Raw genomic sequence first — 21,131 nt, forward strand, 5'->3', positions numbered from 1 at the left:
TCGGCCCGGGGCGAACGGATCGGGACGAAACGGTTGGAACGTTCAAAGAATCTCGCTAGCGTCGGCTCCGTGCGTGCCATCCGACGATTCACCGTCCGCCCCGTCCTCCCGCCCGAGCTGACCGCCCTCGGCGAGCTCGCGGGCAACCTGCGCTGGTCCTGGCACCCGGAGACGCAGGACGTCTTCGAGCGCGTCGACGCCGCTCTCTGGGAGTCCACCGGGCACGACCCGGTCAAGCTCCTGGGCTCGGTCGGGCGGGCGCGCCTCGACGACCTCGCCCGCGACGGCGACTTCCTCGCCGCGCTCGCGGCGGCCCGGGCCGACCTGCAGGCCTACCTGACCGACGACCGCTGGTACCAGCAGCGCGGACCGTCCGACGGCCCCTCGTCGATCGCCTACTTCTCGCCTGAGTTCGGCATCACCGCGGTGCTGCCGCAGTACTCCGGCGGCCTCGGCATCCTGGCCGGCGACCACCTCAAGGCGGCCAGCGACCTGGGCGTGCCGATCGTCGGCGTCGGCCTGCTCTACAAGCACGGCTACTTCAAGCAGTCGCTCTCCCGCGAGGGCTGGCAGCAGGAGACCTACCCCGTCCTCGACCCCGACGAGCTGCCGATCTCGCTGCTGCGCGAGGCCGACGGGTCGCGGGCCTCGATCTCCATCTCGATGCCGGACGGGCCCGACCTGGTCGCGCGCATCTGGGTCGCCAGCGTCGGCCGCGTGCCGCTGCTGATGCTCGACACCGACGTCGAGGAGAACCCCGAGCACTACGTCGGCGTCACCGACCGGTTGTACGGCGGCAACTCCGAGCACCGCCTGCGCCAGGAGCTGCTCCTCGGCATCGGCGGCGTCCGCGCCCTGCGTGCCTTCTCCCGCATCACCGGCCACCCGACGCCCGAGGTCTTCCACACCAACGAGGGCCACGCCGGCTTCCTCGGCCTGGAGCGGATCCGCGAGCTGACCGTCGACGAGGCCGGCCCGCGGCTGGACTTCGACACCGCGCTCGAGGTCGGCCGGGCCTCCACGGTCTTCACCACCCACACCCCCGTGCCCGCCGGCATCGACCGGTTCCCCCGCACGCTGGTCGAGCAGTACCTCTCCGAGGCCGGCGCCGTCCCCGGCGTGCCCGTCGACCGGGTCCTGGCGCTGGGCGCCGAGGACTACGAGGGCGGCGACGGCTCGGTCTTCAACATGGCCGTCATGGGCTTCCGGCTCGCCCAGCGCGCCAACGGCGTCTCCCAGCTGCACGGCCACGTCAGCCGGGAGATGTTCAACGGCCTGTGGCCGGCCTTCGACGAGGCCGAGGTGCCGATCGGGTCGATCACCAACGGCGTCCACGCCCCGACCTGGGTCGCCCGCGAGGTCTTCGAGCTCGCCGGCGAGGTCGGCGCGGACCCCGCCGACCTCGACAGCTTCTGGGCCGCCGCCGACAAGATCCCCGGCCGCCGGATCTGGGACGTCAAGCGCCAGCTGCGCGAGCGGCTCGTCGCCGACGCCCGCCGGCGCATGGAGCGATCCCACCTCAAGCGCGGCCAGGCCCGCGCCGAGCTCGGCTGGATCGACAGCGCGCTCGACCCCGACGTGCTGACGATCGGCTTCGCCCGCCGCGCCGCGTCGTACAAGCGGCTCACGCTGCTGCTGCGCGACCCTGACCGCCTCAAGCGGCTGCTGACCGACCCCGAGCGGCCGGTGCAGCTGGTGATGGCCGGCAAGGCGCACCCCGCCGACGACGGCGGCAAGAAGCTCATCCAGGCGATCGTCCAGCTCGCCGACGACCCCGAGGTGCGCCACCGCATCGCCTACCTGCCCAACTACGACATCGCGATGGCGCAGCCGCTCTACCCCGGCTGCGACGTGTGGCTGAACAACCCGCTGCGCCCCTACGAGGCGTGCGGCACCTCGGGCATGAAGGCCGCGCTGAACGGCGGCCTCAACCTCTCGATCCTCGACGGCTGGTGGGACGAGTGGTACGACGGCGAGAACGGCTGGGCGATCCCGTCGGCCGACGGCGTCGAGGACACCGACAAGCGCGACGACCTCGAGGCGGCCGCGCTCTACGACCTCATCGAGAACGAGGTCGCGCCGCGGTTCTACGACGTCGACGAGGAGGGCGTGCCGACCCGCTGGATGGAGATGCTGCGGCACACCCTCAAGTCGCTCGGCCCCAAGGTGCTGGCCACCCGGATGGTGCGCGACTACACCAAGCAGCTCTACGTCCCCGCCGCGGTCACCGCCCGCCGGCTCAACGACGACTACGCCGGTGCCGCGGAGCTGGCCGGCTGGAAGCGGCGGGTGCGGTCGGGCTGGTCCGGCGTGCGCGTCGAGCACGTCGAGAGCAGCGGCGTCGGCGACGCGCCCGAGGTCGGCGCGGTGATGTCGGTGCGCGCGTTCGTCGCGCTCGGCGACCTGTCGCCCGCCGACGTCGCGGTGCAGCTGGTCCACGGCCGCACCACCAGCGAGGACGAGCTGCGCGACACGTCGGTCACCGAGCTCGCGGTCGCCGAGAGCTACGAGGCCGGCCGCCACCGCTTCGACGGCGACGTCACGCTCGACCACTCCGGCGCCTTCGGCTACACCGTCCGCGTCGTCCCCCGCAACGAGCTGCTCGTCTCCCCGGCCGAGCTCGGGGTCGTCGCGCTCCCCGCGTAGCCGCCTCCGGCCCCGGCGGGTTTCGAGACAGGCGCCAGCGCGCCTTCCTCAACCAGCCGGGGCCCGGCTCCCGGGTGGTTGAGGAGGTTGCGCAGCAACCGTCTCGAAACCTCCCGCGGCCTTCCGTCCAGGGCGGCCCCGGCGGGTTTCGAGACAGGCGCCAGCGCGCCTTCCTCAACCAGCCGGGGCGGTGGGCCTCAGGCCTGGCGGAGGACGACGACGGTCCGGCGACCCAGCTCGAGGCGGTCGCCGGCCTTGACCTCGGCGCCGACGGGCAGCCGGGCGTCGGTGGAGAGGACGACGACGCCCTCGTGCACCCAGTCGTTCTCGGGCAGCTCGATGCGCTGGGGCAGCCAGGTCGCGTTGAACCAGAGCATGAAGGACTTGTCGACCTGCTGCTCGCCGCGCGGTCCGGGGGAGCGCAGCGGCGCGCCGGAGACGAACATCCCGATCGTGCGCAGGTCGGGGTCGTGCCAGTCGTCGGGCTCCATCTCGCGGCCCGAGGGGTGCAGCCAGGCGAGGTCCTTGGGACCGCCGCGGATCGTCGGGCGCCCCTCGAACCAGTGCCGCTGCCGCAGCGCGGGGTGCTCGCGGCGCAGCCGCAGCGCCATCTTGGTGACCTCGTAGACGTCCAGCCACGCGTCGTCGGGCCGCCAGTCGATCCAGGAGGTCTCGTTGTCCTGGCAGTAGGCGTTGTTGTTGCCGCGTTGGGTGCGGCCCCGCTCGTCGCCGGCGGTGATCATCGGGACGCCGTTGGACAGGCAGAGCGTGGCCATCATGTTCGCGGCCTGCCGGCGCCGGACGGCGATGAGCGCGGGGTCGTCGGTCTCGCCCTCGACGCCGTGGTTCCACGAGCGGTTGTTGTCGGTGCCGTCGCGGTTCTGCTCGCCGTTGGCCTCGTTGTGCTTGTGCTCGTAGGTCACCAGGTCGCGCAGCGTGAAGCCGTCGTGGGCGGTGATGAAGTTGATAGAGTTGTACGGCGACCGGCCGTCGTCGGCGTACAGGTCGCTAGAGCCCGCGAGCCGGGTCGCGACCTGGCGGATGCCGGGGGAGTGGTTGCGCCAGAAGTCGCGGATCTCGTCGCGGTACTGGTCGTTCCACTCCACCCACGGCGGCGGGAACTCCCCGACGCGGTAGCCGTCCATCGAGGCGTCCCACGGCTCGGCGATGAGCTTGACGTGGCGCAGCACCGGGTCCTGGCCGATGGCGGTGAGCAGGTGGGAGCCCATGTCGACGCGGCGGTCGACGCGGGTGAGCGCCGACATCAGGTCGAAGCGGAACCCGTCGACGTGCATCTCGGTGACCCAGTAGCGCAGCGAGTCCAGGATCATCCGCAGCGCGAGCGGCTGCGCGGCGTCGACGGTGTTGCCGCAGCCGGTGACGTCCCAGTAGGTGTCGGGCGCGGGCTCGCCGGGCACGTCGCTGCCGGCGACGCGGTAGTAGATCGAGTCGTCGAGGCCGCGGAAGGACAGCGTGGGGCCGAGCGCGCCGGCCTCGGCGGTGTGGTTGTAGACGACGTCGAGGATGACCTCGATCCCTGCGTCGTGGAAGGCCTTGACCATCGCCTTGAACTCGGTGACCTGCTGGCCCCGGTCGCCGGACGCGGCGTAGGCGTTGTGGGGGGAGAAGTAGTTGAGGGTGTTGTAGCCCCAGTAGTTGGTCAGCCCGCGCTCGGCCAGGCTCGGCTCGGGGACGAACTGGTGGACCGGCAGCAGCTCGACGGCCGTGATCCCGAGGTCGCGCAAGTAGTCGACGACCGCGGGCGTCGCGAGGCCGGCGTACGTCCCGCGCAGGTGCTCGGGCACCCGGTCGTGCAGCGCGGTCATCCCCTTGACGTGCAGCTCGTAGATGACCGTGTCGCGCCAGCGTCGCCGCATCGGCTGGTCGTCGCCCCAGTCGAAGTCGTCGTGGACGACCACGCCGGTCGGGACGTACGCCGCGGAGTCGCTCTGGCTCATCTCGGTGTGGTCGCCGAACGCGTAGCCGAAGATCGCCGGGTCGACGGTCAGCGAGCCGGAGACCGCCCGGGCGAAGGGGTCGAGCAGCAGCTTGTTCGGGTTGAACCGCAGCCCGGCGGCGGGGTCCCACGCGCCCTCGACCCGGTAGCCGTAGCGGGTGCCGGGCCGGACGCCGGGGATGGCGCCGTGCCAGATGCCGAGCGTCTGCTCGGTGAGCCGGTGGCGGGTCTCGCCGCCCTCGTCGTCGAGCAGGCACAGCCAGGCGGCGCTCGCCCGCGGCGCGTGCACCGCGAAGTTCGTGGCCTCCTCCGACCAGGTCGCACCCAGCGGCCACGCCCGGCCCGGCCAGACGGCGGCGCGCTCGCCTTCGCTCCTCCAGATCCTCGGGCTCACCGGCCCATTGTCACCGACCGCTTCGGCGGCCGGGGCACAATGCCCCCGGACACCGGCGTCGCGACGGCTTCGTCACACGACCGGACCACCGACCCGCAGCATCTGGCCACACCACCAAGGGAGCGGCATGGCACGCATGAAGGGCCTCACCGGCGGCGCGAAAGCACGGGCACAGGTCGCGACGGTGCTGTGGACGCTGTTCGCGCTGGCGGCGATCTTCCTCGCGGTCGGGGCGCTGTGCATCGCGCTGGACGCCAACCGCGACAACGGCCTGGTCGCCTTCGTGCTCGACGTCGCCGACGCCGTCGACCTCGGCATCTTCTCCCGCGACAACGGCGTCAAGCAGTTCGAGGGCGGCAACGCCGAGACCAAGAACGCGCTGTTCAACTGGGGCCTGGGCGCCGTGGCCTGGCTCGTGGTGGGCCGGATCGTCGAGCGCGTCGTACGCCCCTGAGGGTCGGGACGCCAGTGGCCGGGGCTGTGAGGTAGTCCACCGCCCGCCTCTGTTTCGTGCTTGTTGACCCGGCGGTAGCCTCACGAACACATCCGAGTGCACAGGAGGGGCCTTCGCGGCCGTCACCATGAACATTGTTGTCTGTGTGAAGTACGTGCCCGACTCCACTGCCGACCGGCAGTTCGAGTCGGACAACACCGTGGACCGAGTCGGCGTCGACGGGCTCCTGTCGGAGCTCGACGAGTATGCCGTCGAGCAGGCGCTGCAGCTGAAGGAGAAGAACGAGGGCACCACCGTGACCGCGCTCTGCGTGGGTCCGGAGAAGGCCGTCGACGCTGTCCGCAAGGCGCTGCAGATGGGCGCCGACTCCGGCATCCTCGTCAGCGACGAGGCCATCGCCGGCTCCGACTACGTCGCGACCTCGCTCGTGCTGGCCAAGGCCGTCGAGAAGGCCGGGGCGGAGAACAAGGTCGACCTCGTCATGTGCGGCATGGCCTCGACCGACGCCTCCGGCTCGGTCGTGCCCGCGATGCTCGCCGAGCGCCTCGACCTGCCCCAGGTCACCTTCGCCTCCGTCGTGGAGACGCAGGGCGACCAGGTGCGGATCAAGCGCGACTCCGACACCGCGACCGAGGTCATCGGCGCGACGATGCCGCTGGTCATGTCGGTCACCGACCAGACCGGCGAGGCGCGCTACCCGTCGTTCAAGGGGATCATGGCGGCGAAGAAGAAGCCGCTCGAGACCTGGTCGCTCTCCGACATCGGCGTCGACGCCTCCGAGGTCGGCCTGTCGGTGGCGTGGACCGAGGTCACCGAGACCACGGCCCGCCCGCCGCGCACCGCCGGCGAGATCGTCAAGGACGAGGACGGCTCGGGTGCCACGGCGCTGACCGAGTTCCTCGTGTCGAAGAAGTTCATCTGAGGACCGAGGGGTAACGAGAGATGTCTGAAGTCCTGGTCGTCGTCGACCACGTCGACGGCGCGATCCGCAAGCCGACCTTCGAGCTGCTCACCCTGGCCCGCCGCCTGGGCGAGCCCTCGGCAGTCTTCTTCGGTTCCTCCGACAAGGGCGGCGAGGCCGCGCAGAAGCTCGGCCAGCTCGGCGCCGAGAAGGTGTACGTCGTCGACGACACCGAGATCAAGGGCTACCTGGTCGCCCCCAAGGCCGAGGCGCTGGCCCAGCTGGTGGAGAAGACCTCCCCGGCCGCGGTGCTGTTCGTCTCCGGCTACGAGGGCAAGGAGGTCGCCGCCCGCCTGGCGATCAAGACCGGCTCGGGGATCATCACCGACGCCGTCGACGTCGAGGAGGGTGGCGTCGTCACCCAGTCCGCCTTCGCCGGCAACTACACCGTCAAGGGCAAGGTCACCAAGGGTGTCCCGCTCATCACGGTCAAGCCCAACTCCGCCCCGGTGGAGGAGGTCGGCGCCGCCGGCACCGTCGAGGAGTTCGCCGCGACGATCTCCGACGCGGCCAAGAAGGCGCAGATCGTGGCCCAGCAGCCGCGCAAGGCGTCGGGTCGCCCCGAGCTGACCGAGGCCGCGATCGTGGTCTCCGGCGGCCGTGGCACCGGCGGCAACTTCGAGCCGGTCGAGGGCCTCGCCGACGCGCTCGGCGCGGCCGTGGGTGCCTCGCGCGCCGCGGTCGACTCCGGCTGGATGCCGCACACCTTCCAGGTCGGCCAGACCGGCAAGGTCGTCTCCCCGCAGCTCTACGTGGCCAACGGCATCTCCGGTGCGATCCAGCACCGCGCCGGCATGCAGACCTCGAAGACGATCGTCGCGGTCAACAAGGACGAGGAGGCGCCGATCTTCGAGCTCGTCGACTTCGGCGTCGTGGGCGACCTGCACTCGGTCCTCCCGGCCGCGACCGAGGAGATCAACAAGCGCAAGGGCTGACCACCAGCCCGCCGCACCACGCGGCGTACGACGGCCCGTCCGAGCACCAGCTCGGGCGGGCCGTCGGCATGTCGGGCCCCGGTCCAGCCGGGTGGGCGGTGGGTGGTTGGAACCGGGACGAGTGGGGAGGCTGCGGACGTGCCCGGAACCTCGGGCGTCTCGTCAGCAGGAGTCCTCGCGTGACCGCTTTCCTCGTCATCGGTGCGGTGGGCGTGCTGCTGCTGCTCGTCTCGCTGCTGCTCGGCGACGTCCTCGACGGGGCCCTCGACGCGCTGAGCGGCGACGTCTTCTCCACCGCGGTCATCGGCGCGTTCGTCGCCGCCACCGGCTTCGGCGGCGCGACCGCCCAGGCGCTGGGCGCTCCCGCCGCGCTGTCGCTGCCGGTCGGCCTGGTCGCCGGCGTGCTCTTCGGCTGGCTCGCGGCCTCGCTCACCCGCCTCGTCCGCGGCGGTGGCACCGACGCGACCCCCACCGGCGAGGACGCACTCGGCCGCGACGGCCGCGTCGTCACCACGATCCCGTCCGAGGGCTTCGGCGTCGTCGACGTCCTCGTCGGCGGCCACGTGCTGCGCTTCAACGCCCGCGCGGACCGGCCCCTCGAGCAGGGCACGCGGGTCCACGTGACCAGCGTGCTGTCCCCGACGGCGGTCACCGTGGCCCCGCTGTGGGACGGGCTGTCCTGACCGTCACCACACCACCACCACCACCACTCCCACCCACCTGAATCCCGGAGGACCCGGATGGATCTGCTGCTGCCCGTCGGAGGGCTCGTCGTCCTGCTCGTGCTGCTGGTGCTGCTCGTCACCAGCCGCTACAAGGTGGCGGGCCCCAACCAGGCCTTCATCGTCACCGGCCGCAAGGGCAAGGCGGTGCTCAACCCCGAGACCGGGGCGCTGACCACCGACCTGTCGGGCCAGAAGGTCATCCTCGGCGGTGGCACCTTCGTCATCCCGTTCGTGCAGAAGCTCGGCGTCCTCGACCTGTCGTCGCGGCGCATCTCGGTGCAGATCCGCGGCGCGGTCTCCGGCCAGGGCATCAAGCTCAACGTCGAGGGTGTCGCGATCGTCAAGGTCGGTGGCAACGCCGACCAGATCCGGCTCGCCGCCCAGCGGTTCCTCAGCCAGCAGCAGGACGTCGAGGCGTTCACCCAGGAGGTGCTCGCCGGTGCGCTGCGCTCCATCGTCGGCGGGCTGACCGTCGAGCAGATCATCCGCGACCGCGCGGCGTTCGCGCAGCGGGTGGCCGACGAGTCGGAGAACTCGCTGACCGGCCAGGGCCTGATCCTCGACACCTTCCAGATCCAGGACGTCACCGATGACGGCACCTACCTCGCCGACCTCGGTCGCCCCGAGGCCGCCCGCATCCAGCAGGCCGCCTCGATCGCGGAGGCCAACGCCCGGCAGGCCGCCGAGCAGGCGCGGATCCTCGCCGAGCAGGAGATCGCGATCTCCCAGCGGGCGCTGGCGCTCAAGCAGGCCGAGATCAAGGCCGAGACCGACGCGGCCGCGGCCAACGCCTCGGCCTCCGGCCCGCTCGCGCAGGCCGACCGGGACCAGGCGATCCTGCTGGAGCAGGAGAAGGTCGCCGTGCGGCAGGCGGCGCTGACCGAGCGCCAGCTCGAGACCCAGGTGCGCAAGCCCGCGGACGCCGAGCGCTACAAGGTCGAGCAGGAGGCGGAGGCCAAGCGCAGCGCCGAGATCGCCGGCGCCGAGGCCCGCAAGGCCGCGACGATCGCCGCCGCCCAGGCCAAGGCCGAGGAGGCCCGGCTGACCGGTGAGGCGGAGAAGTCCCGCCGCTCCGCGCTCGCCGAGGCCGAGGCCATCGAGGGCGAGCGCCGCGGTGAGGCCGAGCGGGCCCGCCGCGTCGCCGAGGCCGAGGCCACCCGCGCCGAGGGTGAGGCCCAGGCGGCCGCGACCCTGGCCGTCGGGCACGCCGAGGCCGAGGCGATGGACAAGCGGGCCGAGGCGTTCGCGCACTACAACGACGCCGCGGTGCTCCAGATGCTCATCGAGGTCCTGCCCCAGATCGCCCGCGAGGTCGCCTCGCCGATCAGCGCCATCGACCAGCTCACGGTCATCTCGCCCGACGGCGCCGGCGCGCTGCCGCGCCAGGTCAACGACAACGTCGTGCAGACGCTGAGCATGCTCAAGACGTCGACCGGCCTGGACCTCGAAGCGCTCGTCAAGGGCTCGATCAACAAGGCCACCGGCGGGGAGCAGACCCCCGTCACCAGCGGTACGCCGGCGGAGTAGCCGGCCCGCGCACCACTCCGGGACGACCCGACGGCGGGGTCGTGTGCTCCAGGACGCGGAAGGACGCGTCCCCGGGCACACGACCCCGTTCGTCGGTCGCCGGACGGATCAGTCGACGGTCAGCAGCGGCCCGGGCTGAGGTTCGACCCGACCTCGGCGAGGACGGAGCTCCCCGTGCCGTCCTCGCTCTCGTAGCGGACCTCGAAGCCCTCGAGCAGCACCGGGCCCCGGACGTCGCGGGAGAGCCGGACACCGAGGAGCGGGAGGATCCGCTCGCCGTCGGCGACCTCGCGCCCGACCAGGTCGCCGCGGCCGGCCCAGTCCGTGGCGCGGCGCAGCTCGGCGGTCGCGGTGATCGGCCAGTCCTCGCCGACCTGGATGCCGGGGCCGAAGGCCGGGTCGGCGGTGACCGTCACCACCTGGGGGTCGGGCAGCAGCCGCAGGCGTCCGTCGGACGGGACGGGCTCGACGCCCGTGATCGTCACCGGCCCGCGCGCGACCAGGACCGGGTCGTGGAGCGCGATCCGGTCACCCGGTCGGACCTGCTCGATGCACGGCGCGCTCGTGCCGTTGCGCTCGGCGACCAGCTCGCCGGGTCCGCCGGACGCCGACCCGGAGGCGGGCGAGCCGGGGGCGGTGGGGGACGCTGACGACGAGGACGCCGGAGACGACGAGGACGACGAGGACGACGAGGACGGCTCGGCCGGGGCCGCGTCGGGCTCGTCCTCGGCGCAGCCGGTGGCGAGGAGCGCGAGGGCGAGCAGCGGGGCGGCGTACGCGGCGCGGGTGCGGGTCATGCGCAGTGCGTCCCCCTCGCGGGACCAGCGGAAACCAGGGAGCCCGCACTGACTACGCTCGGACCATGACCAGCGGCACCGCCAGCGCGACCACCGACCAGGACGTCATCGACCTCGCGGTCCGCGCCCGGGAGGCCGCGCGGGTCCTCGCGATCGCGACCCGCGCGCAGAAGGACGCCGCGCTGGAGGCGATGGCCGACGCGCTGCTGGCCGAGGCCCCGACGCTGCTGGCCGCCAACGCCGAGGACGTCGCCCGCGCCGAGGAGGGCGGCACCCCGCCGAACGTCGTCGACCGGCTCCGGCTCACCGACGACCGGCTCGCGGGCATGGCGCAGGGGCTGCGTGATGTCGCCGGCCTCCCCGACCCGGTGGGGGAGGTGGTCCGCGGCGGCACGCTCGCCAACGGGCTCGAGCTGCGGCAGGTCCGGGTGCCCTTCGGCGTCGTCGGGATGATCTACGAGGCCCGGCCCAACGTCACCGCCGACGCCGCCGGGATCTGCCTGAAGTCCGGCAACGCCGTCCTGCTCCGCGGCAGCTCGAGCGCCGCGACCAGCAACGCCGCGATCGTCGAGGTCCTCCGGGCCGCGGCCGCGTCGTCCGGCCTGCCCGTCGACGTCGTCCAGCTGGTGCCCAGCGACTCCCGCGACACGGTCAAGGCGCTGATGCGCGCCCGCGGCCACGTCGACGTGCTCATCCCGCGCGGCGGGGCGGGCCTGATCCGCTCGGTCGTCGAGGAGTCGACGGTGCCGGTCATCGAGACCGGCGTCGGCAACTGCCACGTCTACGTCGACCGGGGCGCCGACCTCGACCGAGCGCTCGCGATCGTGCTCAACTCCAAGACCCACCGCACCAGCGTCTGCAACTCCGCTGAGTCGCTGCTGGTCCACGCCGACGTCGCCGAGGAGTTCCTGCCCCGCGTCGTCGCGGCGCTGCAGGAGGCGGGCGTGACGATCCACGGCGACGCCGCGTTCACGGCGTACGACGGCGTGGTGGCGGCGACCGACGAGGACTTCGCCACCGAGTACCTCTCCCTCGACATCTCCGCGGCCGTCGTCCCCGACCTCGACGCCGCCCTCGCGCACGTCCGCCGCTTCTCCAGCGGACACTCCGACGCGATCGTCACCGACGACCAGCGCGCCGCCCGCCGGTTCGTCGCCGAGGTCGACTCGGCCGCGGTGCTGGTCAACGCCTCGACCCGGTTCACCGACGGCGGGGAGTTCGGCTTCGGCGCCGAGATCGGCATCAGCACCCAGAAGCTCCACGCGCGCGGACCGATGGGCCTGCCGGAGATGACCTCGACCAAGTACGTCGTCACGGGGGACGGCCACGTCCGCTGACGCCCGGCCCTGCCGGTAGGCTGCCCCCATGCTGAACGCGCTCGTCGTCCTCGCCGCCGCCGAGGAGTCCCACCACGAGGTCGACCACGCCCTGAGCTGGGGCGTCGGGGTCGGCGCGCTGGTCATCCTCCTCGGCATGCTCCTCGCCCTCGTGGCCTTCGGCGGCGGGCGCGAGCACAGCTGAGCACCGTGACCGAGCGCCGGCGCCGCGTCGGCGTGATGGGCGGGACGTTCGACCCCATCCACCACGGCCACCTGGTGGCGGCGGCGGAGGTCCAGTCGTGGTTCGACCTCGACGAGGTCGTCTTCGTCCCGGCCGGTGACCCCTGGCAGAAGTCCGACCGGGTGGTCTCGCCGGCCGAGCACCGCTACCTGATGACGGTCGTCGCCACCGCGTCCAACCCGCGGTTCACGGTGTCTCGCGTCGACGTCGACCGCCAGGGCCCGACGTACACGATCGACACCCTGCGCGACCTGCGCGCCGCGATGCCGGACGCCGACCTGTACTTCATCACCGGCGCCGACGCGCTGGCCGACATCTTCACCTGGCGCGACGCCGAGGAGCTCTTCGCGCTCGCCCAGTTCGTCGGCTGCACCCGGCCCGGCTACACCATGGACGAGGCCACGCTGGCCTCGATCCCCGCGGACCGGGTCACCATGGTGGAGATCCCGGCCCTGGCGATCAGCTCGACCGACTGCCGCACCCGCACCCGCCGCGGCGAGCCCGTCTGGTACCTCGTGCCCGACGGCGTCGTGCAGTACATCGCCAAGCACGACCTCTACCCACCGGACGCCCCGGCGGCCAGCCCGCCGGACCCCACCCTCGGAGACTCATGACCGCCACCGACCACGCCATCGAGCTCGTCCACGCCGCCGCCCGCGCGGCCAGCGACAAGCTCGCCACCCAGATCATCGCCTTCGACGTCAGCGAGCAGCTGGCGATCACCGACGCCTTCGTGCTCGCCTCGGCCACCAACGACCGGCAGGTCAAGGCCATCGTCGACGAGGTCGAGGACAAGCTCCGCGAGATCGGTGCCAAGCCGATCCGCCGCGAGGGCGAGCGCGACGGCCGCTGGGTCCTCATCGACTACGGCGACGTCGTCGTCCACGTCCAGCACGAGGAGGAGCGCGCCTTCTACGCCCTCGAGCGGCTCTGGCGCGACTGCCCGACGATCCAGCTGCCCGCGGACGTCACCTCGCATGAGCGCTGACCCCGCGACCGCGGGGCCTCGGCGGCTGGTGGTGCTGCGGCACGGCCGCACAGCGTTCAACGCCGAGCAGCGCATCCAGGGCCAGCACGACGTCGACCTCGACGAGACCGGCCACGACCAGGCCGCCGCGGCGGCGCCGTACGTCGCGGCGTACCGCCCCACCCGGCTGGTGACCTCCGACCTCGCCCGCGCGCAACAGACCGCGGCGTACGTCGCTAAGGAGACGGGCCTGGAGCCCGAGCCCGACCCGCGGCTGCGCGAGGGGCACCTGGGGGAGCGGCAGCTGCTGACCCACGCGGAGTACGCCGCGCTGGCGCCGGCGGAGTTCGCCGCGTTCGTCGCGGGCGACTGGGACGTGGTGCCCGGCGGCGAGCCGCTCGCCGCGGTCCGCGCCCGCGTGGCCGAGGCGCTCGCCGACCTGCTGGCGGCGACGCCGCCGGGGGAGACCACCGTCGCCGTCTCGCACGGCGGCGCGATCATCCGTGGCGTCGCGGCCCTGCTCGGGTGGCCGGCCGAGGCCGAGCGGACCCTGCGCGCGCCGGGCAACTGCCACTGGCTGGTGCTCGAGCAGCGGGACCGGACGGTGCTCGCGGGCTACGGCCTGACCCCGATTTCGTCCTCCGAAGCTCTATGAGTAACATTCTGCGAGCCGCCTGACGGGGAGACCCGGACGGCAGCGACCTGGGGCTGTGGCGCAGCTGGTAGCGCATCTGCATGGCATGCAGAGGGTCAGGGGTTCGAGTCCCCTCAGCTCCACCAGGACTTCATCAGGGCCGGGCGCGGACGCGCCGGGCCCTGATGCCATTTCGGCACGAGTGCGCCGGGCGCATCGAGCCCGTGCCGCGACGAGGCGGGTGCGGACGTAGGATCGCGGCCGTGGTGGACGAGGTCGAAGCGCTGCTCTGCGAGCCGCCGGTCCTCGACGGCACCACCGTCTCGCTGCGGTACGCCGCGGTGACGGGCGCGACCGTGCACCACACGTTCACCGAGGTGCTCGAGCTGCCCGGCCCGCTCGACCACGTCGACGCGGCCGTCCGCGAGCCGGTGCTGCGGCTGCTGTCGCTCGCGGCCTCGTTGAGCTACGCCAAGGCCTTCGCGCCCGCGCCGATCCGCGTGCCCGCTGGCCTGACCGCCCGCGAGCGCCGGTTCCTGACCGAGGTCGCTCGCCACGGGCTGGGGGAGTTCGCCTACGTCAACGACCTGCCCGCCGTGCTGGACCTCCAGGTCGAGGGCCCCGAGCTGCCCGAGCCCGCGACGAGCGCGGAGCCGGCGGCCGATGGCCCGGAGCGGCTGCTGGTCGCCGTCGGTGGCGGCAAGGACTCCATCGTCTCGATCGAGGCGCTCCGGGGCGCGGGCTTCGACCTCGGTCTGTTCTCGGTCGGCTCCTACGCGCCGATCGAGGCGACCGCGGAGACGGCCGGGATCGACCTCACCACGGTGCGCCGGCGCATCGACCCTCACCTGCTCGAGCTCAACGCCGCCGGCGCGCCCAACGGCCACGTCCCGGTCACGGCGGTGAACTCGCTGGTCGCCGTGCTGACCGCGCTCGCGCTCGGCCGCGACACCGTGGTCTTCAGCAACGAGGCGAGCTCGTCGTTCGGCAACGTCACCTGGCACGGCCGCACCGTCAACCACCAGTGGTCCAAGGGGCTGGACTTCGAGCGGCTGCTGCGCGCGAGCCTGCCCGCGGGCGCGCCGACCTACCTCTCGCTGCTGCGGCCGCTCACCGAGCTGCGGATCGCGCGGCGCTTCGCCGACCACACGGCGTACCACCGCGTCTTCACCAGCTGCAACCGCGCCTTCAAGCTCGCCGAGGGCGACCGGACGTCGTGGTGCGGGGACTGCCCGAAGTGCCGGTTCGTGTTCCTCTGCCTCGCGCCCTTCCTGTCCCGCGCGGCGCTGCTGGAGGTCTTCGGCGGGCGGGACGTGCTCGCCGACACCGGGCAGCTGACCGGGTTCCTCGAGCTGCTCGGCGTCGACGGGCTGCTCAAGCCCTTCGAGTGCGTCGGCGAGCCCGACGAGTGCCGCGTCGCGCTGGAGCTGCTGCGCGAGCACCCCGACTGGCGCGACCACCCCTTCCTGGCCCACCCCGAGGTCGCCGCGGTAACCGCGACGCCGGCCGAGCGGGAGGCGGTCTTCGCCTTCCGCGAGGGCGAGCATCTGCTGCCGCCCGCCCTGGAACCGGTCGCCCGTGCGGTTTGAGGACCTGGCCGGCCGCACCGTCGTGGTGTGGGGCGCTGGCCGCGAGGGCCGCGCCGCGCTCGCCGAGCTGACCGCCCGCGGCCTGCACCCCACCGTCGCGCTCACCGGCGACGGGGTCGTGCCCGACGACCTCGCCTCCCAGGCGGTCACCGGGGAGGCCGCGCTCGAGCGGTTGGCCGCCGCGGACGTCGTGGTCAAGTCGCCCGGGGTCCCGCACACCGCCCCGGAGTACCTCCACCTGCGCGAGCGGGGCGTGCCCGTCACCTCCCTCACCGACCTGTGGCTCCACGACAACGGCGCGCGCACCGTCGCCGTGACCGGCACCAAGGGCAAGAGCACCACCGCGAGCCTGGTCCGGCACCTGCTCGCCGGCCTCGGCGTGGACGCCGCGCTCGTCGGCAACGGCGGCGTCCCGGTGACGGCCGGCGACCGCCCGGACGCGGCGTACGCCGTCGCGGAGGTCTCCAGCTACCAGGCCGCCGACCTCACCTGCTCGCCGCGCGTCGCGGTGGTCACCTCGCTCTACGCCGAGCACCTGCCCTGGCACGGCGGCTACGAGCAGTACGTCGCCGACAAGCTCACCCTCGTCGCGCACGGCCCCGAGACCGTCGTCGTGCCCGACGTCGCCGGCGAGGTGGCCCGGCTCGTGGCCGCGCGCCTGGGGCCGGCCACCCGGCTGCTCGACCCGGCCGCGCTCGGCCTGGTCGTGACCGACGACGGGCTGTCCTGGCAGGACGCGGGCGACCTGCGGGCCGACGAGGTCGCGCTGCGCGGGCGGCACAACCTGGCCAACCTCGCGCTCGCGCTGGCCGCGGTCGACACGCTCGTCGGCGAAAGCACGGCCGGCCCCGACCGCGGGCGCCTGCTCGCCGCCGCCCGCACGTTCGCGCCGCTGGCCCACCGCCTCGAGCAGGTGCCCTCCGGCGACGGCCGCGCCTGGGTCGACGACAGCCTGGCCACCGCGCCCGAGTCGGTGGTCGCCGCCCTGGAGACGTACGCCGCCACGCCGGTCGTCCTGCTCGCCGGCGGGGCGGACCGAGGGCTGTCGTTCGCCCCGCTGGTCGACTACCTCGCCCGGCGCGACCCGGCCGCCCGGGTCGCGACGATCGCCGTGGGCCCGGCCGGCGCGCGGCTGGCGCGCGAGCTCGACGACGTGCGCCTCGCGCCCGACTTCGCGACCGCGCTGGCCTGGGCCGGGAGCACCGCCGACACCGTGGGGGCCGAGGTGGTCCTGCTGTCGCCGGGCGCCCCGAGCTTCGATGAGTTCGCCAGCTTCGAGGAGCGCTCGACGGCGTTCCGCGCGGCGGCCGCCGTCAGCGGCGCTGGGGGAGGTCCAGCGAGCGGACCACCAGGTCGTCACGCTGGACGAACTTCGCCAGCAGCCGGGCGAAGGACTCCTTCTCCTCCAGCGTGAACTCGCCGAGGCTGTCGAGGATCCGTCCGCGGCGCTCGTCGGCGGCGTCGGCCAGGAAGTCCCGCGCGCGGGCGGTGACCCGCACGACGGCGAGCGAGCCGTCCCCGGTGCGGGTGGCCAGCCCGCGCCCGACCAGGTCGTCGACGTGCCGACGGGTCTCGGCCGCCGGCAGCCGCAGCTGCGCGGTCAGGTCGCACTCGCGCAGGCCGCCGAAGCGCTCGACGCGCATGAGGATCGACAGCGCGCCGCGGCCCAGGCCGGTGGAGAGCCGCTCGGCGACCCGCGCGAGGTAGGCGTCGCCCTGGACGGCGTACTCCGAGAGCGCCTCGTGCAGCAGGTCCTCGACCCGGTCCATGACACACCCCTCCCACGCGGTGGCCCGCTCGTCCCTCAACGAGTGCGGGCCGTCTCCGTCCCTGGGACAGGACCGTAACGCTCGTCACATCGGCGCGCTGGTGCTCTAGGTTTTCTGCAACCTGTTCCACCCAGGAGGCGCGATGAGTCAGCAGTTCAACCTCTCGACGGTGTTCCGGACCGTGGCGACCACGGTCCCCGACCAGGAGGTGCTGGTCTGGCGCGACCGCCGGCTGACCTACCGCGAGCTCGACCGCCGCGTCGACGGCATCGCCCACTTCCTCGTCGGGCAGGGCCTGGGCTGCCACCGCGAGCGCGCGGAGCTGGCCGGCCACGAGTCCGGGCAGGACCACGTCGCGCTCTACCTGCGCAACGGCAACGAGTACCTCGAGGGGATGCTCGGCAGCTACCGCGCCCGGGCCACGGCGATCAACGTCAACTACCGGTACGTCGAGGAGGAGCTGGCCTACCTGCTCGCCGACTGCCAGGCGACCGCGCTGGTCTTCCACGCCGAGTTCGCCCCGCGGGTCGCCGCCATCCGCGACCGGCTGCCGCAGCTGCGCGTGCTCGTCCAGGTCGCCGACGACTCCGGCAACGACCTGCTGCCCGGCGCCGTCGACTACGAGTCGGTGCTCGCGACGCCGGAGCCGGCCGCCGGGATGGCCGAGCCGTCGCCGGACGACCTGTTCGTGCTCTACACCGGCGGCACGACCGGGATGCCCAAGGGTGTGCTGTGGCGCCAGGACGACATCTACGTCACGTCGATGGGCGGCACGCCGTTCGGCACGACCGAGCCCCACACGTCGTACGACGCGATCGCGGAGGCCGCTCGCGCCGCCGGCGGTGGGATGACCCTGCTGATGGCGCTGCCCTTCATGCACGGCGCCGCGCAGTGGTCGACGTTCCACACGATCACCAACGGCGGCAGGATCGTGCTCCCGCACCACGTCGACCACCTCGACGCCGCCGACGTGCTGACGACCGCGATCCGGGAGGGGGCGGTCAGCATCCCCGTGGTGGGCGACGCCGTCGTGCGGCCGCTCATCGACGAGATCGAGCGCGGCGACTACGACCTGTCCGGCCTGGCGGCGATCAACAACGGCAGCGCGCCGCTGACGCCGGCGGTGCGCGACCGGTTTCTCGAGCTCGCGCCGCACATGGTCGTCATGGACGCCGCCGGCTCGTCGGAGACCGGGCTGCAGATGAGCTCGATGTCGCTGAAGGGAATGGAGGCCGACGCCGCGACGTTCGCGCCCGTGCCGGCGACGACCGTCGTCGACGACCTGCTCACCCGCGTGCTGGAGTCCGGCGAGGGCGGCGGCTGGCTGGCCCAGCGCGGCCGGGTCCCGCTGGGCTACCTCGGCGACGCGGCCAAGACCGCGCGGACCTTCCCGGTCATCGACGGCGAGCGGTTCTCGATCCCGGGCGACCGGGCCGACCTGCTCGAGGACGGACGGATCCGCCTGCTCGGTCGCGACGGGGTCACCATCAACTCCGGCGGCGAGAAGATCTTCGTCGAGGAGGTCGAGCGCGCCCTCGCCCACCACCCGGCCGTGCGTGACGTGGTGGTCGTCGGGCGCCCCTCCGAGCGCTGGGGGAGCGAACCGGTCGCGGTCGTCCAGCTCGCCGACGGCGGGGAGGCGACCGACGAGGACCTGCTGGCGGTCTGCGCCGAGCACGTCGCCCGCTACAAGATCCCGCGGGCGGTCGTGCGGGTCGGTCGGGTCGAGCGCTCGCCCTCGGGCAAGGCCGACTACCGCTGGGCGAAGACCCAGGCGACCGCGGGGGCCGCGGAGTCGACGCCGGCGCCCGCTTAGGGGAGCCTTTCCTTTCTGGAACCGATCCAGAAAACCTGGTTAGGTGGATGACATGACCGATCTCCTGCACCCCGACCAGACCCACGTCGCCACCCCGGCCTTCACCGCCTCCGAGCAGCTCGCCACGCACCTGCAGCAGCTCAGCGTCGACCTGATCGAGCTGCACCTGCAGGGCAAGCAGGCCCACTGGAACGTCGTCGGCCTCAACTTCCGCGACCTCCACCTGCAGCTCGACGAGGTCGTCGACGCCGCGCGTGAGTTCTCCGACCAGGTCGCCGAGCGGATGCGCGCGCTGTACGTCGTGCCCGACGGCCGCTCCGCCGCCGTCGCCGAGCAGACCTCGCTGCCGCCGTTCCCCGCGGGCGAGGTCAACACCGCCGAGTGCGTCGACCTGATCACGACCGCGATCTACGGCGTCACCGCGACCGCCCGCCGGATCCACGACGACGTCGACGCCGAGGACCCCACCACCGCCGACATCCTGCACGTCATCATCGAGCGCCTCGAGCAGCTCGCCTGGATGATCGACGCCGAGAACCGCGTCGCCAACCGCAGCCTCCCGCGCTCCATCCACCGCTGACCCGGTCGCCCAGCGCTGGCCGGTGGGTTGAGGAAGGCGCGCTGGCGCCTGTCTCGAAACCCGGTGACCGTGCGCGCTGCCCTGCGCTCGTCGGGAGGTTTCGAGACGGTTGCTGCGCAACCTCCTCAACCACCCGGTAGACGCTGCCGTGGGTCCGTCGGGAGGTTTCGAGACGGTTGCTGCGCAACCTCCTCAACCACCCGGTAGACGCTGCCGTGGGTCCGTCGGGAGGTTTCGAGACGGTTGCTGCGCAACCTCCTCAACCACCCGGTAGACGCTGCCGTGGGTCCGTAGGGGTTGTCGAGACGGTTGCTGCGCAACCTCCTCAACCACCCGGCGGGTCAGGCGAGGACGAGCTCGTCCCAGTCGACGGTGGCGGTGCGGGCCTGGTACTCCGCGACGAGGCCGGGCCAGTTGGTGGTGATGCGGGGGCCGTCGACGTACCAGCTGTTGCAGCCGGCCCAGGCGCTGGTGGCCAGGCGCGACTGCATCTCGCGGTCGTAGGCGTCGGCGGCCTCGCGGGTCGGCTCGGCGGTGCGCAGGCCACGGTCGGCGAGCCGGCGGACGACCTGGGCGATCCAGCCGGCCTGGCCCTCCATCATGTTGATGATCGAGCTGCCGCCGAGGTTGGTGTTAGGCCCGTAGATGCAGAACAGGTTGGGAAAGTCCGGGACCGCGATGCCCAGGTGGGCGCGGGCCCCGTCGGCCCAGTGCTGGTGCAGGTCCAGCCCGCCGCGGCCGGTGACCTTCATCGGCGCGAGGAACTCGGTGGCAGCGAAGCCGGTGCCCCAGATGAGCACGTCGGCCTCGTGCAGGCGGCCGTCGGCGGTCCGGACGCCGTTCGCCTCTAGGCCGGTGACCTCCTCGGGGACGACCTCGACGTGGTCGCGGGCGAGCGCGGGGTACCACTGGTTGCTGAAGAGCACGCGCTTGCAGCCCAGCGGGTAGTCGGGGACGAGCTTGCGGCGCAGTGCCGGGTCCTTGACCCGCGCCCGCAGGTGGCCCTTCCAGGTCGCCCCGATCGCGGCCATCAGCGGCTTGGTGATCGGTGAGTCGCCGGCGAGGGCGCCGTTGAACCGCTCGGTCAGCCAGAACACCGCGCGCCGCTCGGCCCGCAGCGCCGCGGGGAACCGCTCGAAGAGGCGGTGGTGGTGCGCCTGGTACTCCTGGTCGGGCTTGGGCAGCACGTAGGGCGCCGAGCGCTGGAAGACCGTCATCGAGCCGACGCGGTCGACGATGCCGGGCACGAACTGCACCGCGCTGGCGCCGGTGCCGACGACCGCGACCCGCTTGCCGTCGAGGTCGACGCCGTGGTCCCACTGCGCGGAGTGGAAGGCCGGTCCGTCGAAGTGGCCGGGCACCTTCGGCAGGGCCGGGTTGGACAGCTGGCCGACGGCGGAGACGACCACCTCGGCCTCGTAGGTCTCGCCCGCCGCGGTCTCGACGCGCCACGTCGCGGTCGCCTCGTCGTACGACGCCGCGGTGACCTCCTGCCCGACCCGGACCAGGTCGAGCAGGCCCTCCTCACGGGCGGCCGAGCGGAGGTACTCCAGGATCTCCGGCTGCGTGCCGTAGCGGCGGCTCCAGCGCGGGTTCTGCGCCCACGACCAGGAGTAGAGCGGCGAGGGGACGTCGCACGCCGCCCCCGGGTAGGTGTTGTCGCGCCACACGCCACCGACGTCGTCGGCCCGCTCGAGGACGGTGATGTCGGTGATGCCCTGCTGCCGCAGCGCCCGGGCCGTCCCGAGGCCGCCGAAGCCGGCGCCGATGATCACGACGCGGGGGCTGGTGCGAGGTCCCTGCTGCTGTGCCATGCGCCC

19 protein-coding genes and 1 tRNA gene are annotated in these 21,131 nt (G+C 73.0%); 16 read left to right on the forward strand and 4 right to left on the reverse strand.

Features of this window, described 5'->3' with window-relative positions:
* The first annotated feature begins 69 nt into the window (after positions 1–69).
* The gene (gene glgP / locus QWY29_RS15680) at positions 70–2,646 is read left to right on the forward strand and encodes an alpha-glucan family phosphorylase (RefSeq protein ID WP_300961952.1); all 2,577 of its coding nucleotides are present in this window, start codon (positions 70–72) and stop codon (positions 2,644–2,646) included.
* 197 nt (positions 2,647–2,843) lie between these two features.
* Here the strand turns inward: glgP and glgX are convergent, their stop codons facing one another.
* The gene (glgX, locus tag QWY29_RS15685) at positions 2,844–4,997 is read right to left on the reverse strand and encodes a glycogen debranching protein GlgX (RefSeq protein WP_300961953.1); all 2,154 of its coding nucleotides are present in this window, start codon (positions 4,995–4,997) and stop codon (positions 2,844–2,846) included.
* Between the two features lie 127 nt (positions 4,998–5,124).
* Between glgX and QWY29_RS15690 the strand changes: the two genes are divergently transcribed.
* The 5 genes from QWY29_RS15690 to QWY29_RS15710 all read left to right on the forward strand — a co-directional run bounded on the left by QWY29_RS15690 (position 5,125) and on the right by QWY29_RS15710 (position 9,599).
* The gene (locus tag QWY29_RS15690; RefSeq protein WP_300961954.1) at positions 5,125–5,451 is read left to right on the forward strand and encodes a hypothetical protein; all 327 of its coding nucleotides are present in this window, start codon (positions 5,125–5,127) and stop codon (positions 5,449–5,451) included.
* A 145-nt stretch (positions 5,452–5,596) separates the two neighbouring features.
* Complete coding sequence (locus tag QWY29_RS15695) at positions 5,597–6,373, forward strand: electron transfer flavoprotein subunit beta/FixA family protein (RefSeq protein WP_439117442.1); 777 nt, start codon at positions 5,597–5,599, stop codon at positions 6,371–6,373.
* Between the two features lie 20 nt (positions 6,374–6,393).
* The gene (locus tag QWY29_RS15700) at positions 6,394–7,347 is read left to right on the forward strand and encodes an electron transfer flavoprotein subunit alpha/FixB family protein (RefSeq protein ID WP_300961956.1); all 954 of its coding nucleotides are present in this window, start codon (positions 6,394–6,396) and stop codon (positions 7,345–7,347) included.
* Positions 7,348–7,526: 179 nt separating this feature from the next.
* Positions 7,527–8,030 (forward strand): NfeD C-terminal domain-containing protein, encoded by a 504-nt coding sequence (locus QWY29_RS15705; protein ID WP_300961957.1) that lies wholly within the window; start codon positions 7,527–7,529, stop codon positions 8,028–8,030.
* 57 nt (positions 8,031–8,087) lie between these two features.
* On the forward strand, positions 8,088–9,599 hold the full coding sequence (locus QWY29_RS15710; protein ID WP_300961958.1) for a flotillin family protein: 1,512 nt from the start codon (positions 8,088–8,090) through the stop codon (positions 9,597–9,599).
* Between the two features lie 119 nt (positions 9,600–9,718).
* On the opposite strand, the gene QWY29_RS15715 is transcribed toward QWY29_RS15710, so the two are convergent.
* On the reverse strand, positions 9,719–10,396 hold the full coding sequence (locus QWY29_RS15715; RefSeq protein WP_300961959.1) for a hypothetical protein: 678 nt from the start codon (positions 10,394–10,396) through the stop codon (positions 9,719–9,721).
* A gap of 65 nt (positions 10,397–10,461) precedes the next feature.
* Here QWY29_RS15715 and QWY29_RS15720 point away from each other — a divergent pair, with 65 nt between their 5' ends.
* The 8 genes from QWY29_RS15720 (at position 10,462) to murD (ending at position 16,560) form a co-directional block, all read left to right on the forward strand.
* The gene (locus QWY29_RS15720) at positions 10,462–11,733 is read left to right on the forward strand and encodes a glutamate-5-semialdehyde dehydrogenase (protein ID WP_300961960.1); all 1,272 of its coding nucleotides are present in this window, start codon (positions 10,462–10,464) and stop codon (positions 11,731–11,733) included.
* A 28-nt stretch (positions 11,734–11,761) separates the two neighbouring features.
* Positions 11,762–11,917, forward strand: coding sequence for a hypothetical protein (locus QWY29_RS15725; RefSeq protein WP_300961961.1), 156 nt, complete (start codon positions 11,762–11,764; stop codon positions 11,915–11,917).
* A gap of 5 nt (positions 11,918–11,922) precedes the next feature.
* Positions 11,923–12,570 carry a nicotinate-nucleotide adenylyltransferase gene (nadD, locus tag QWY29_RS15730; RefSeq protein ID WP_300961962.1) on the forward strand — a complete coding sequence of 216 codons (648 nt, stop codon included), beginning with the start codon at positions 11,923–11,925 and terminating at the stop codon, positions 12,568–12,570.
* A complete protein-coding gene (gene rsfS / locus QWY29_RS15735; RefSeq protein WP_300961963.1) occupies positions 12,567–12,944 on the forward strand; it encodes a ribosome silencing factor in 378 nt (125 codons plus the stop codon). The genes nadD and rsfS overlap by 4 nt, the downstream gene beginning before the upstream one ends.
* Positions 12,934–13,578, forward strand: a complete 645-nt coding sequence (locus QWY29_RS15740) for a histidine phosphatase family protein (protein ID WP_300961964.1) — start codon at positions 12,934–12,936, stop codon at positions 13,576–13,578. Before rsfS ends, QWY29_RS15740 begins: the two co-directional genes overlap by 11 nt.
* Positions 13,579–13,627: 49 nt before the next feature.
* Positions 13,628–13,703: transfer RNA gene (locus QWY29_RS15745), tRNA-Ala, on the forward strand.
* Between the two features lie 117 nt (positions 13,704–13,820).
* Positions 13,821–15,146, forward strand: coding sequence for a MurL-like N-terminal domain-containing (locus QWY29_RS15750; RefSeq protein ID WP_300961965.1), 1,326 nt, complete (start codon positions 13,821–13,823; stop codon positions 15,144–15,146).
* Positions 15,136–16,560, forward strand: a complete 1,425-nt coding sequence (murD, locus tag QWY29_RS15755; protein ID WP_300961966.1) for a UDP-N-acetylmuramoyl-L-alanine--D-glutamate ligase — start codon at positions 15,136–15,138, stop codon at positions 16,558–16,560. The genes QWY29_RS15750 and murD overlap by 11 nt, the downstream gene beginning before the upstream one ends.
* Here murD and QWY29_RS15760 read toward each other — a convergent pair.
* Positions 16,460–16,915, reverse strand: a complete 456-nt coding sequence (locus QWY29_RS15760) for a winged helix DNA-binding protein (RefSeq protein ID WP_300961967.1) — start codon at positions 16,913–16,915, stop codon at positions 16,460–16,462. The genes murD and QWY29_RS15760 overlap by 101 nt on opposite strands.
* A 142-nt stretch (positions 16,916–17,057) precedes the next feature.
* Between QWY29_RS15760 and QWY29_RS15765 the strand changes: the two genes are divergently transcribed.
* Together QWY29_RS15765 and QWY29_RS15770 are read left to right on the forward strand one after the other, a co-directional pair.
* Positions 17,058–18,731 (forward strand): acyl-CoA synthetase, encoded by a 1,674-nt coding sequence (locus tag QWY29_RS15765; RefSeq protein ID WP_300961968.1) that lies wholly within the window; start codon positions 17,058–17,060, stop codon positions 18,729–18,731.
* Positions 18,732–18,783: 52 nt separating this feature from the next.
* On the forward strand, positions 18,784–19,311 hold the full coding sequence (locus QWY29_RS15770; RefSeq protein WP_300961969.1) for a Dps family protein: 528 nt from the start codon (positions 18,784–18,786) through the stop codon (positions 19,309–19,311).
* Between the two features lie 341 nt (positions 19,312–19,652).
* Here QWY29_RS15770 and QWY29_RS15775 read toward each other — a convergent pair whose 3' ends face one another.
* Entirely contained in the window at positions 19,653–21,125 is a 1,473-nt protein-coding gene (locus tag QWY29_RS15775) for a flavin-containing monooxygenase (protein ID WP_300961970.1), read from the reverse strand.
* Between the last annotated feature and the right edge of the window lie 6 nt (positions 21,126–21,131).

It is taken from the genome of Nocardioides abyssi (assembly GCF_030412915.1).
In the GTDB taxonomy this organism is placed as follows: domain Bacteria; phylum Actinomycetota; class Actinomycetes; order Propionibacteriales; family Nocardioidaceae; genus Nocardioides; species Nocardioides abyssi.

What these genes read in the sequence shown, in the direction of transcription:
- QWY29_RS15715 (WP_300961959.1), bottom strand. Translation starts at nt 10,396, where the DNA reads ATGACCCGCACCCGCGCCGCGTACGCCGCCCCGCTGCTCGCCCTCGCG.
- QWY29_RS15760 (WP_300961967.1), bottom strand. Translation starts at nt 16,915, where the DNA reads ATGGACCGGGTCGAGGACCTGCTGCACGAGGCGCTCTCGGAGTACGCC.
- QWY29_RS15690 (WP_300961954.1), top strand. Translation starts at nt 5,125, where the DNA reads ATGGCACGCATGAAGGGCCTCACCGGCGGCGCGAAAGCACGGGCACAG.
- QWY29_RS15700 (WP_300961956.1), top strand. Translation starts at nt 6,394, where the DNA reads ATGTCTGAAGTCCTGGTCGTCGTCGACCACGTCGACGGCGCGATCCGC.
- QWY29_RS15725 (WP_300961961.1), top strand. Translation starts at nt 11,762, where the DNA reads ATGCTGAACGCGCTCGTCGTCCTCGCCGCCGCCGAGGAGTCCCACCAC.
- QWY29_RS15720 (WP_300961960.1), top strand. Translation starts at nt 10,462, where the DNA reads ATGACCAGCGGCACCGCCAGCGCGACCACCGACCAGGACGTCATCGAC.
- rsfS (WP_300961963.1), top strand. Translation starts at nt 12,567, where the DNA reads ATGACCGCCACCGACCACGCCATCGAGCTCGTCCACGCCGCCGCCCGC.
- QWY29_RS15775 (WP_300961970.1), bottom strand. Translation starts at nt 21,125, where the DNA reads ATGGCACAGCAGCAGGGACCTCGCACCAGCCCCCGCGTCGTGATCATC.
- QWY29_RS15765 (WP_300961968.1), top strand. Translation starts at nt 17,058, where the DNA reads ATGAGTCAGCAGTTCAACCTCTCGACGGTGTTCCGGACCGTGGCGACC.
- QWY29_RS15710 (WP_300961958.1), top strand. Translation starts at nt 8,088, where the DNA reads ATGGATCTGCTGCTGCCCGTCGGAGGGCTCGTCGTCCTGCTCGTGCTG.
- QWY29_RS15770 (WP_300961969.1), top strand. Translation starts at nt 18,784, where the DNA reads ATGACCGATCTCCTGCACCCCGACCAGACCCACGTCGCCACCCCGGCC.
- QWY29_RS15740 (WP_300961964.1), top strand. Translation starts at nt 12,934, where the DNA reads ATGAGCGCTGACCCCGCGACCGCGGGGCCTCGGCGGCTGGTGGTGCTG.